Origin of the sequence: Membranihabitans maritimus, from assembly GCF_021729145.1 — a bacterium.
Lineage (GTDB): Bacteria > Bacteroidota > Bacteroidia > Chitinophagales > Saprospiraceae > Membranihabitans > Membranihabitans maritimus.
This window is the reverse complement of record NZ_JAJSLW010000001.1, coordinates 227,716-240,393: the sequence shown is the minus strand read 5'-3', so window position 1 is coordinate 240,393 and position 12,678 is coordinate 227,716. Positions and strand designations below refer to the sequence as shown.

Below are 12,678 nucleotides of genomic sequence, written 5' to 3'. Positions count from 1 at the left end.
AATTTTAAATTAGGTTCAAATTTAATTTCCTGCCGGTTCATATTTAATTACTACATTTTCAACTGGATCCAGGGACGCGAGGTATTCATATATTGCCCCCAAATCTTCTTCTTTCATACCACCATACATAATCCAGGGCATTATAGTTTGGAAGCTCCCCGGTTCTATTTTTTGAGGCAGATAGGTGGAGTCTACATATTTTTTGAATGTATTAATAAATTGTGCTTTACTCCAGGCTCCTAAACCCGTTTCATCAGGAGTAAGGTTTGATGATCGTAAAATACTACCGTCCGGAAATTTAAATTCTCTTCCTCCACCCAAAAATTCACCTACATATTTTCCTTTTTCAAAGTCTGTATGGCAATCTCCACAAGAAGCGGCCTTTACCAAATATTTTCCATAAGATATTTTATCCGAAGGAGAAGGCATTGTACTAAACTCAGCCTCTTTAGGCATTGTTTTAATAATCAAATTCATAGGAAAATCTGCTTGTGAAACAGGGTGCTCTGCCTCTATGGGATCCAGACTCCGAATATATGCAATTACAGACTTAATATCTTCCGGGTCAATAGTTCCATAACTTGGGTAAGGCATTACGGGAAATATGGCGCTTCCATCCTTTTTAACTCCAGTAGTAATAAGGCGGAATAATTCTCCATCGGTCCAGTCTTTTAAGCCAGCTGGTGTAATATTCCGGGAAATAAAAGTACCTGGAAATCCCATTGAATGGTCAAAAATCTCTCCACCTACGCCCAGTGTTCCCGGTTTGGGTGGCCCCGCAAAAAGCGAAAAATCTCTTTGTGCATGACAATCCATGCACAACATTATGTGATTTGCCAGATATTCTCCCCTTTCTACTCTTTCGGGAGTGATTTCTATGGTCATATCCTGTGCAGGACCCACATTTGGTTTTTTTAAAACCAGGAAGAGTAATCCAATTCCAATTAGAAGAGCAATTACACTTAATCCAATAAGTAAATATTTAATAATGCGATTCATTAGGGTTAATTTTAAGGATTAAAATTGGTACAAATTAGCAATAAAATGCTAAAAGGCAAAATTATATTTTACATATAGACGAAAAATGAATTTAAATATCATTTAATATTATAAAGACATGTATTATTTTAAAAATTATTTCTTTTGCAGGAAGTCTATTTCCTGATTTAATTAGTTTTATTTGAATATTATCCATAGATCTTACATAACAGTAGAATAAATACACATGGATATACCTATTTCAATGATTTAAATGACAACTGTATAGTTGGATAGATTTACCTTCTGTGATTTTAAAATCTACCTCATATATAGTCCACTGAGAATTGAATTGTTCAGCTTTGTGGATTAAAACAGAATAATTTCAATGAAATTTACATCGAATATTTTATTTGGACGGCAAATATAGATGGTGGCTTAGGATGCAATGCAGACCTAAAGATCTATTACATGAACCTGTTTATTACGACATTGATACTGTTCAAATTTTAAGCGTTTTGAAGAATAATAGAATTGGAAGTAATAACACAATATTTTTTTTATTGAGTGTAAGAAAGAGGTAATAATAACCCTACAGTAGCTGAACAGGGAACCCCAGGGATTTGTTATCTGGAGGGTTAATAATTGTAAAAAAAACAAGCAAGCAGGGTTATAAATACGCACGTCAAATAGTCAACAATTCCATCAAGTTTTCTGTGATAATTGAACGGTAATAAGTGGTGGGGAGTAATTCAGCGAATAAAACTTTTGCAAATTGCGCTTCTGGACTTTCGATATTGCATAACAATGGTTCTTCCAAGTTCACTCGACAATCATAGAGAATCTTTGGTATGGCATCGTCTTATTTCAAAAGGAATAACACTGTAGCTTGTACAAAGCACTTTTTACAATGTAATAAGTAAAAACTAAATCACCCCTTAAGGTGGCAATTCGAGGTAGCTTAAAAATTAATTTTATGTGTCTGAAATTAAAACAGAATTGTCATGAAAAACTGGTTTACAATAGCTGCTGTAATATTTTTTACGGTGATCCTACAACCTTTATTTGCACAAGATGATGGGTTCGATGACTACTATGAAGTTGTCGAATCCGCATCAGAAGAGATGATCAGAGAATCCGAATTTCATATTCCATCCACACCTGCTTTTTCCCTGCTAGGTGTAACACCTGAAATGGTAACCCGCCCCGGTGTGGTACAAGATTTTAAGGTGGACTGGAGAATAAAGAATTATAATCTGGCACCTGACCTTGCCCTGGAGGCACAACCACTTTGGGTCTTGTATTATGACCGAAAGGGCTTGGATGCTTATCGAAAAGCAACACCATTTATGAAAACACTATCTTCATTAAGCCTGTCATTCGGTACCGCAAAAATGGATGGACTCAATCACTTCGCATATTCCGTAAAATTAAATGTGTACCGGGAAAAAGACCCCCTTGCAGACCCTTTACTTATAAAAAACATGGCCAATGAATTAGCTGAAATAGAAAGGCCTATCAAGGAAAATATTGAAAATCTAAAATCAGAGCTTGATACGGCCTCATCACGTGCAATTCGTTTATTAATTCGGGAAGAGATTTTTAAAGCTCGTGAATTATTAAATGTAGCGAGAAGAGATCAAAAGTTGCGTCTGATTGATATCCAAAGAGAATATATGGAGGCCAATTGGAATAGTGATGCAGTGGACATTGCTTTTGGAAGGGTCAGCACATATAACAATGATCTGGACTCATTTAATATCGAAAAGGCTGGTATTGGAATGTGGATAAACGGTTCAAAAGGGATCGGAAACAATGGATTGCTTACCGGAATAGCAAAATTGAAAACCATAGGAGAGAATCGGGATTTCATGCTTGGGTTGAGTTATCGTTTTGGTGGATATCGATTTAGTTTTTATGGAGAATTAGTATATGAATCTATTCAGAATTTAAGTGAGAATGGGTTTTCAGAGGATGAATTATTTGCTGATAAATATGCGAGGGATCTCGGAAATGGCTGGACAAAATTTGACGAAGCTCTGGTGGGCGTTTCTCAGTGGAACCTTACGTATGGTGGTGATTTTCGTTTGAGTAACGGCATACTCCTGAACTTTTCTTTACGTACCCGGCTGGATCAAAATTTAAAATTTAAAAAGTTACTACCGGTAGCCAATGTTACCTGCCTTATGCGGTAATATAGTAATGATCAAATCCATCTTCATAGGTGTTTTCGCATTCAACTGTTACTTCTACTTTTAGATGGATTATTAGAATTAATCTGAGCTTGAGGAGTCGTTGTAGGTTCAGAGGGAGCGGAAAGGGAGTATACAAGATAATTACCTGAAGCTTAATCGGAATAAAAAGAAGGGAGGGAATGCAATAGATTCGCGTTTTCGATCCAGGTTTGAGAATAGGGAATATGGAATTCCCACTTGAAAACAGTGATCCACTTCTCACAAGGAGCTCTAAATGGTCCACTATGTATTCGCCTCTTATAGTCGAACCTGCCTATGTTCAAGTGCTCTGAATTCTAAAAATCCATCGAACCGAGTTTAGAATTATGTGAATCGAAATAACTTTATCGCTGATTTTGGTTTTCATAGGGTTTAGTTATTCTTACACACAAGAAAGCCAGTCTCAAAATGAATTTATTGTGCAAGAAGGCATTCAAATGGGAAACGTAAATGGAGTTTCCGGATTTGACCTCGGTGGCGGAAGATTAAAAAGCACAAATAGCGGGAAACCTAAGCAAACAATAATTCTTTGTGTTGATAAGTATGAAGACAATGACCGTTTTTTGTATTTTAAGTCCCTCGGAAGGCTCAATTTAATCTTACAAAAAATTGGCCGGGTAGACATTTGCAGCATTGAGAAGTAGAAGGGGGTTGAAATATTGAAAGGAAGCCTGGAAAATAAGCCCCAATGTAATTGTTCGTTTTGCTTGGGGCTTAGTAATATTGTTTGCGGTTTATTAAATTTGGTATAAGTGTTGCCATAAATCGTTATTGAGAAGATGTCTTTCTTATGGTAAAACACTGAATGTATAATTCAAAACCTAAAATGAGACTTCTCTTGCCCGAGGCGAAGCCCCTGAACCAACAGGAGGATAATGAACCTGCGTGAAAGAACAGTTCTTGCCTGTATTCTCAGGACCATAACATCCACCTGTACAGGTAGGTGTGCCTTCCCCATCCTTTCCATAGAAACAGCCATCTCCTTCGCTTACGGAAGTATTGCTTCCACAGCTGCAATAGGTCACGAACATGGAGCCGTCCGCTTTTCTGGATTTTGATACGATAGCAAAGAATGTTTGGTAGTCATTTTCATATTCTGCTGTAGCATATTCTGCAGTAACCACCAGGCTATGGTTCCCTAAAATAACAAATCTATATTTCTTACCCAATTTTAATCCCTTTGAGGTCTTCGTGACATAAGTTGGAATATCATTAGAACCTATATTTTCTAATACTTTTCCAGGGATTTTAAGAAAACTTGAATACGAAATATTTGAGGTGTTCCTTTGAGAAAATAGGGTGGTACATAAAAGCATTAAGAAATAGAATAATACATTTTTCATAATTAAAAGTTTAGTAGTCAATTAATTGTTTCGTAAGAAGGAATTAAATAAGAAGAGCCCCCAATACCATTATGGCTTTCACAACATCCGGAGCATGAAATACATCTTCTTTTGGGTAGGTTGCCACATTTTTTTTCCACACATTCGTGGCCTTCACATGCTATTCCACAACTCAGTTTAGCACTTGGCGTATCCAATTTCAACTGAAATCCACCAACTCCATCAATCAGGGATTTTATATCAATGGTTCCTTTTGAAGAAATAATTTCCGGTACGACGATCCACAAGTCATCCGTAGCGGTATAACCGTTCTTTTTTAGCCAATTTCGATTTGTTTTTTCCAGGCCTTTTACTTTCGTGAATACAAAGTCTTTTCTGGTTTTGAGTTGTCCCTTGTTCAATACAACGGGTTTCATTACCTTATCAAACATGGCATCTGCCTCATCAAAAAATTGGACAGGCCCTACATCCAACATCTCTATATTTCGAATAATAGTAGATTGGTAGCCTTCCTGACAGAATACATGTATACTGTAAAAAAGCAAAACTGATAATCCCAAAATAATTTTGTTTAAACTTTTCATAGTAAGAAATTTGAAGGTTAATAAATTATACCGTTTAATATTTTGTAATCTATTTGGTATTGAATCCCTTGGAGTGTTTTCTACGATGGTAAGTTGTGACAAAAATTAGATTAAATTCTCACCTAAAAAGGTGATTTTCAATACGATGTGTAAAAATTCCTGCTTTGGGAATGTCAATAGGAAAAGGGTAAGAGGAATAAGTTTAAATAGAATTTCATAACGTCTCCCTCCGTATATGACCTATGTTTATATAGGCCAAAGCTTCAGAATAGGCGTTACAAGGCTTTGGTCTCCGGTGACCAAAACCATTGTCCGGCTACTGGCGACGGTTAGCAGATGCGAGGGTGTAGAATTTATATGAGAATACTTATAAACTAATTTGGATCAATATAATGCAGCCATTAGTTTGGATGGTATTTTGCATTATATGTTGATGGTGAAAGCACTGCTTCGCACGCTTAATTAATCCTCAATGAGACGGAAGTAACTATTGGCAAATGGTCAGATAATTGAATTTTAGGAGTCTTCGTTTCAATTAATTTCCAGGCATTTACAGGATACCCAAAAATATAATCAATCTTGTATTTGGGCGATTCTGCTGACGCTGTGGGGTCTGTGTTGGATAGCGATTTCCACTCTCCCATACCCTCAGATATTTCAGTATATTCCGGTCGGGCATTAAAATCACCTGCTACTATTACGGGATAAGATGCTTCTTTTAATACCTTATTCAATTTGCTGACTTGAGCCCAACGAACATCTGAATTAATATAATCCAGATGGGTGGAGGCGAAGGTGATGTATTTTCCTTCTTTTATCTCTACATCTGCCATAAGTAGAGCGCGTTGTTCTTTTCCGCCATTGGTCATTGGAAGATAAATTCTTTGAATAGAGGCTGAAGGGAACCGTGACAAAATACCAATTCCATAATATCCTCCCTTATAAGGGATTGTTTTTCCATAAGAAGGCATCAAACCCGTCAAATAGCCCAATTCCGACATAAAATCTTTACCATTCTGGGCAGGAGCACGATCTCGATGTGTGCGGCAGTCTACTTCTTGAAGTGCAACTAAATCGGGATCTTCACTTTTTATATATTTTGCTAATTCTTCCAGGGAAGCCTTTTCGCCAAATCGGATGTTGTAACATAAGATTTTTAGGGTGTCTGTAGTTTCTTGTGCTTGCAGAAAAAAAGAACCCACTATAAAGAATAATGTCAACATGAATTTCATAATTCATTGTAATTTTATCTCAACTAATTCATGCAAATTAACTGATTTCTTTTGTGAATTAAAATATTAAGCTTTTGACATCTTATATTTCAACAGTTGTTTATTATAAAATAGAAATAATAATCTGAACTTAACAAATGATTATGGTATCGGATGAGGAGTTCTGTGAATGTTCCGGGTTTGCATCCTGACATTTATGGATATAGGTATTTCCCACTGACTGAACGTATGGGGTCTATGGCGGAATCTTGACCGTATTTGTATTGGGATAAAAAAAGGGAAGGCAACGCAGTGCATTCACCTTCCCCCTTGAGTATGTGTCTTTATCAGAAAATCCTTGCCTATTGAATTCGGTGATTTTTTTACTAAAGAACTTTATAAGTCTGCTATATAATCATTTTCTGCGGTTGAACCTTACTGTTTTCAACTGGTATGAAATCTAAAAATTGCATCGAATTCCGGCAGTACTAATTTTTACTGTGAAACTTTCGGTGTCTCCGGATACTCATCAATCGCTTTCCCTTCATTATTGATCATCAAAAAATGCTGGAAAGGTCCCTGTAGAGTCACTACTACTACGTGATTCATGCTCGCTGTCTTTTCCAAATACCAAACTTCGTCTGGAGTCTTTGGAGTTTCGGGATCGACACCCCATGCCCCATCTCCAATATAGACAATACCAGAGGGGGCTATTCTATCTTTCAATAGGGGATAGGTTCTTTTGAAAGTGTGATCGTCGTGCTCAAGAGCCACTTTTACCCCGTATTTTTCAAATAACGGGACCCAGTTTTTAAATATTTGAACGGACCAAAATTGACTTCTTACTCCTCCGGGATGAACTCGTTTCGAAGGATAGGCCTGTTTGTGATAAAAGGGAATTATATGTGCCATTTTTCCAGCCCTTTGTTGCAATACATTTTCCAGCCAATCCGTCTGTTTACCACTTACCAGGTTGCTGTGAGAACTATCCAGGCATATTAAACTCAGGTAGCTTCCAAAATCCAATACTCCATAACCCGGGTGCCCCGGAAAAGCGAATAAACCATAATAAAAAGGTGCATTTTCATTACGCCATTCTGTTGTTGACTCGGGAAATTGGTTGCTCTTTACCTGTTTTATAAAATCATACCACATACCTTTTTCTTTCATTGTACTTTCGGCATATGGATAATGGTGATTGGTGACATCGTGATTCCCAATGGTAAGAACGATAGGCACTACCCGTCCATCTTCCGTTATCAGATCTTCCTTAATCCCGTCAAACCATTTATACCAGGCTTTCAAGTTATCCTTTTTGGCATTGGCATAGGCCAGGTCCCCTCCCCAAATAATAAAATCGGGATCGTATTTCATCGCGATTTTATTCATTGTTCGAAATCTTTCGCCTGTGGACACATCGCCACCGTCGACGAATCGAATTGGTCTGAAATTATTTTCAGGCATAGTTCTGAATTTGTAAATACGCTGGTAATCGCCTAACTTAAATTCATATTCAGTTCCTGCATTCAGTCCTGTAACCTCTATCCTTTGAATAGTCCTTTCTGAAAAGGGAAATGGATATTGACTAGCTGTATCCAGGGTCCATGCACTATTTTCCCCGGATATTCGATATCTAAAAACGGACTCCCGCGTTTCTTCGGACTCCACATGCCAGTCAATCGTCATGGTCGTGGTGGGATCCTGTTGCCAGGTAAGGAATATACCCAGGGGTTGCTTTAATAAACCTTTCGTATTGTTTCCTATAATATAGGAATTAAAATTCGAGAGTATAATAACTAAGAATAGAAACTTTTTCATGATCAATTACTTGAAAAATTTAATGGCATCCAGTATAAGTATATCAATGTTGACCTGGCATCTATTGATTTTTATTGTTCGGGATAAATATTTATTCTCTTTATGGATTTTGATTGCACATCCGTTAACACATCAACGATTGTTTTATCATCGGTGTGAATTATTTGTTGAATTACTCCACCGTCTATATGATAGTTTGCCTTTCCCATCACAAAGCGGACTTTACAACGTGGCAAATCTACAGAAAAATGGTTCTCTATGGTGGCTTCATTTCTACTATTAGTTCCGTTGTTATCTTGTTTGAAGTCAAGTGTAAGATTAAGTTTTAGTTCTTCGTGTGGAGCGGTTGGATCTTCGCAAAATCTTAAAGGGGATGTAAATTCAAATTGGTCGCCGTTAATGTAAAAGATGCGAAAAAAGCCCAAATTTTCTTTCCAACGTTCAATTTCTCCACTTCTGCAAACGGTACCCGGCCTAATGCTTAAGGTAGGTGTGGAGCCTACGTATTCGTGATGAGGGTTGTGTCTGTGTCCGTTTAATAATATGTTGATTTTGCGTTTATCCAAAAAAGAAGTATCGATACGGTCCGGTCTGTGTTGCGCCATGATTCTTACAGTTCCCGGACCATTTTCTATAAGAAATGAATCGAGAATTTTTCCCTGCAGCCCGGACATGGGGGAAGCATCCGGAATGTCTACTACGGGATCTCCCAGATAGTCATCTGCTGCGAGGACTCTTGTTTGACCATAAGAAAAGCCATAGACTCGTTTCCCACACAAAGCATTCCACTGTCTCGCCATTGCTAAGTGATCCTTCCTTGAAACTCCATACGAATCGTGGTTTCCCGGCAAGCTGAAGACCGGTCCATTCAATGCCTGTACTCCTGAAAATCCTTTAGATCCCTCAAAATAATTTCTGTATTTTTCCTCTACCAAAGGTCTTTGATCTGCTTCGTATAACTTGTTTCCTCCCCAACCTAATGAGTCAGCATCCAGGCGACTATAATGATGTATAATATCTCCGGTAACAATTGTAAAATCAGGGTTAATGATATTAGCCACTTCAATAAATTTATCGAGTAATTCCAATTCTTTAGCATATCCGGCTTCTCCGGTTCCTTCCCATTGTCGGGATACATGAGTGTCAGAAATATGTATAAAAAAATGGGGTGATTTAAATTCTTTGAGAACCTTTACCGACTTTCGCGATATAGAAACTTCTCCATGACTGAAAACCTTTAAATCGTATAATTCTTCAGGGGTTGATTCCGGAACACGGACCCAAATTTTGTTGTTGACATCTTCTTTTGTGAAAAGATCATATGTAAATCTTCCTGTCGAAATGGAATCTATTTTCAGTAAAACACGGTTGAATGGGCCGGACAAAATCACAGAATCTATATCGGAATAAGTTGTATTATTAAACAGGATTACAAACCCTTTATTCTGTTCCGCGAAGGCCGGAACAGCACGCCAGGGATAAACAATCTTTCCAAAGGAAGGAAATAGAGAAAGAAGAAGGAATGTTATAGTAATGGTGAATGTGATTTTGGAATTTAAATATTTCATTTGTATTATTTGAGTTAGTTTTAAGGATTTGACCTTAATGTGATTAAAAAATATATTTGCTTTTCTCATTTTTTGAACTTTAAAGTCTTTTCGGCCATATCTTTCCAATTGTAAAAGTGAAAAGTCTTTCCATTTGACATAGCAACAAATAGTCCTGCTTCGAAATAGGGTGGTAAAGAGAAGCTGGTTACATCGTTGCCGTCACTTTCTATCGTTTTGGCCCCAATAATTTTAACCGGTGGATGATCATGCGGACTTTTTTGAGTTCCTTCACGTGGGAATAACCAAAATCTGTTTGCTTGTTGGTCAGATACAATTATATATCCGGTACCATCACTTCTCTTATAGATAGAGATCCCTTCATGATCTTTTCTGAAACCTTTTGTAGCAAATAGCGCCAATTCATTATCAGCATCTTTGCCGTCAGGGTCTGCAAAGTATTTTCGGATACCTACGGTTTCATCAGAGTAATACACATAACCTAATTCATTATCAACCGCAATGGCTTCAATTTCTTTCTTACCGCTGAATTTACCAAATTGACGTACTAAAGTTATAGACAATTTACCCGGATTACTTTCTTCCAACTGGTACTGACCTATGTATTTGTCAGGCGGCCCGGTTTTCCCACCAACCAAAACAAAAAAAGTACTATCCGCCGGGCGTTTATAAAGAGCTACTCCCATAGGGGCCCTTTCTGCATCCCCGTTAAAAACTACTAGATTTCCCTGGTCGATAGGTTCTAATTCCGGTAATCGAAACACTCGAATACGATGTTCCAGTCGTTCGGTTACTACAGCGATGTCAATTACACCATCTTGATAGGGGAATCCATAAGTAATATCTACGTTATTAGGCCTCCTAAGCCCCGAATATGTCCTTACTATTTCTCCTTTTAAATTAAATGCGTATAACGCTCCATTTTCATTTTTATCTGTTCCTATGACCAGGCTTTTTTCAGGATTTTTCTTATTGATCCATATAGCGGGGTCGTCAGTGTCCCATTCTGTTGTATCGGTAATGATCTGAGGTTCGATGGATGAATACGGAACACCTTCAGGTATACTATTTTGTTGCGCAACACCAAAATAATATCCAAAAAGCAAAAAACATGTTATCAGTTGAAATTTCCTCATCGGTTTTTCCATTTATAGCTTTTTAGTAATTTTTCTAAATCGGCATTTCCTTCCAGATCGCCATTTTCATTTATCCGGGTGAAATTGCCTGTTTCATAAAGGACGAATCCTTTATATTCAGAATTATTTTGAACCATTTCGAGTTCTTCCCGGGTAAACTGATAGTGAGAAGACTCTTCTAATGCAGAACTTAGTTCTTTCATATTCACCTGGAAATAAAAAGGTTTGTTTGCTTTTTTGGTTACCTCACTATAGGTTTCCAAAACCTGCCGTAAATTTTCAGGACGGAAAGTCCACGCCCCCCTGAATTCAAGCTCATCGGCAATTTCTTTCACCCAGGTTTCCCACTGCCACTCAAAATTTGGAGGAAGATAATTGGTACGTCCAACCCTGTCATCCGGCATCAGCATTTGGGAATAGAGATGGATGATTATTGATTTATGATAGTTTTTTACCAGATCACGGGCTTTACGTAAAAATTGGGTATAAGCATTTCCGTTTATCCGCCGGATGGTAGGATAATCTGTCCGTCTACCGGCAGTTTTAATTACCGGTTCATTGAAACCATATTCCCAGTCTTCCGGAGACCGGGTGTGGTTTGAATGCCGGATATTGATCCCATCCACTCCTCTCTCTAAACAAAATCGGATCATACCGAGCCAGTGTTCGCGCACTTCAGGATAGATCGGATGAAGATTTCCCAACATGTATTCCGGCTTTCCACATGCGACAACAATATAACCTTCCCCATCAAATGAGTAAGGCTCTGTTAGTCTGCGTCTTTCGTCAAAACTGTAAAAATTCCGGTAATGTTTTTCCGCTTTCCCCCGGTTGGTAAACTCTTCCTGCACTTCTGCATCCTGGTAATAACGGACAATCTTATTGTGTATGTAATTATTGTAGTGCGAGTGCTGAGTGTTATAATCCACCCGTCCCGTACTCAGAATGAATGGGATCTTCCTGTTGTTCTGATCTGACAACTCGATTATGTTACCACGCTCATTTGAAAAATGACCGTTTCCTTCTCTGAATTTGCACCGGATCAGAATATATTTGTGGCCTGATGGAATATCAAGTCCTTCCAGATTGATAATACGGCATGTTTTACTTTTAGGAAATGTGGCACGCCATTCTACCGATTCCCGAAATGATACAGGGCCCTCGTATTGTTCGAAGCTGTTATTGGAAGAACTTGTCCAAATTTCCAGGTGCTGCGGTTTTATTTGTGTCGGCTTATCGTCTCCTTTAACAAGTCTGATGACGGAAACAGTTCCGTTAAACTCCCATGTGCCCGGTCTTCGTTTTAGACACAAATGTGGATTTTTAGCCACAAACGGACGTACAACCGGATAAATCCCACGCAGATCTTTTATAGCTTTTCCTATTGGTACAGGCAACGACAAAGGTAAGGTATTCCCAAAACCTCCCCCCTCAAATGGTTTAATCTCTGCATAAAATTCAATACCATACTGTTGGGCAGACTCTGCCGCTTCTGCCAATAGATCAAAACCATTTGAACCGGGATCATAAAAATTCCAGATGGTGTCCACAATCCATTGATGCCTGGTTACTCCTAAAGAAGCAAGATACTTATGCAGCACATCGAGATGTTTTCTTTCAAAAAGAAATTTCCTGTGTAAAATGTTATCATAATAATCGGTTGTGGCAAGAAGTATTTTCTCATGTTTTGGGGAAGTCCCCGTGGGAAAAGAAACTAAAGAAGTCACTTCTCCTCCCAGTGGTATTGTACATAGACCGGACAATGTCGTTCCCACAAACTTCCTGCGATCCATTTTTTCGGCCATG

At 38.1% G+C, this 12,678-nt stretch carries 10 protein-coding genes; 2 read left to right on the top strand and 8 right to left on the bottom strand.

From position 1 onward, the window contains the following. Positions 1–21 precede the first annotated feature (21 nt). Positions 22–999 (bottom strand): c-type cytochrome, encoded by a 978-nt coding sequence (locus tag LVD47_RS00860; RefSeq protein ID WP_236973621.1) that lies wholly within the window; start codon positions 997–999, stop codon positions 22–24. Positions 1,000–1,982: 983 nt separating this feature from the next. Here LVD47_RS00860 and LVD47_RS00855 point away from each other — a divergent pair. After that, the gene (locus LVD47_RS00855; RefSeq protein WP_236973620.1) at positions 1,983–3,173 is read left to right on the top strand and encodes a hypothetical protein; all 1,191 of its coding nucleotides are present in this window, start codon (positions 1,983–1,985) and stop codon (positions 3,171–3,173) included. Between the two features lie 458 nt (positions 3,174–3,631). Then, entirely contained in the window at positions 3,632–3,856 is a 225-nt protein-coding gene (locus LVD47_RS00850) for a hypothetical protein (protein ID WP_236973619.1), read from the top strand. Between the two features lie 177 nt (positions 3,857–4,033). On the opposite strand, the gene LVD47_RS00845 is transcribed toward LVD47_RS00850, so the two are convergent. The 7 genes from LVD47_RS00845 to LVD47_RS00815 form a co-directional block, all read right to left on the bottom strand. Next, positions 4,034–4,555 carry a hypothetical protein gene (locus tag LVD47_RS00845; RefSeq protein ID WP_236973618.1) on the bottom strand — a complete coding sequence of 174 codons (522 nt, stop codon included), beginning with the start codon at positions 4,553–4,555 and terminating at the stop codon, positions 4,034–4,036. Between the two features lie 17 nt (positions 4,556–4,572). After that, a complete protein-coding gene (locus LVD47_RS00840; protein ID WP_236973617.1) occupies positions 4,573–5,139 on the bottom strand; it encodes a hypothetical protein in 567 nt (188 codons plus the stop codon). A 458-nt stretch (positions 5,140–5,597) separates the two neighbouring features. Further along, positions 5,598–6,371 carry an endonuclease/exonuclease/phosphatase family protein gene (locus tag LVD47_RS00835; RefSeq protein ID WP_236973616.1) on the bottom strand — a complete coding sequence of 258 codons (774 nt, stop codon included), beginning with the start codon at positions 6,369–6,371 and terminating at the stop codon, positions 5,598–5,600. A 474-nt stretch (positions 6,372–6,845) separates the two neighbouring features. Beyond that, on the bottom strand, positions 6,846–8,168 hold the full coding sequence (locus tag LVD47_RS00830; RefSeq protein WP_236973615.1) for a purple acid phosphatase family protein: 1,323 nt from the start codon (positions 8,166–8,168) through the stop codon (positions 6,846–6,848). A 71-nt stretch (positions 8,169–8,239) separates the two neighbouring features. Next, positions 8,240–9,736 (bottom strand): metallophosphoesterase family protein, encoded by a 1,497-nt coding sequence (locus LVD47_RS00825; protein WP_236973614.1) that lies wholly within the window; start codon positions 9,734–9,736, stop codon positions 8,240–8,242. A gap of 65 nt (positions 9,737–9,801) precedes the next feature. Beyond that, entirely contained in the window at positions 9,802–10,872 is a 1,071-nt protein-coding gene (locus tag LVD47_RS00820; RefSeq protein ID WP_236973613.1) for a phytase, read from the bottom strand. Beyond that, the gene (locus LVD47_RS00815) at positions 10,869–12,665 is read right to left on the bottom strand and encodes a hypothetical protein (RefSeq protein WP_236973612.1); all 1,797 of its coding nucleotides are present in this window, start codon (positions 12,663–12,665) and stop codon (positions 10,869–10,871) included. Before LVD47_RS00815 ends, LVD47_RS00820 begins: the two co-directional genes overlap by 4 nt. Between the last annotated feature and the right edge of the window lie 13 nt (positions 12,666–12,678).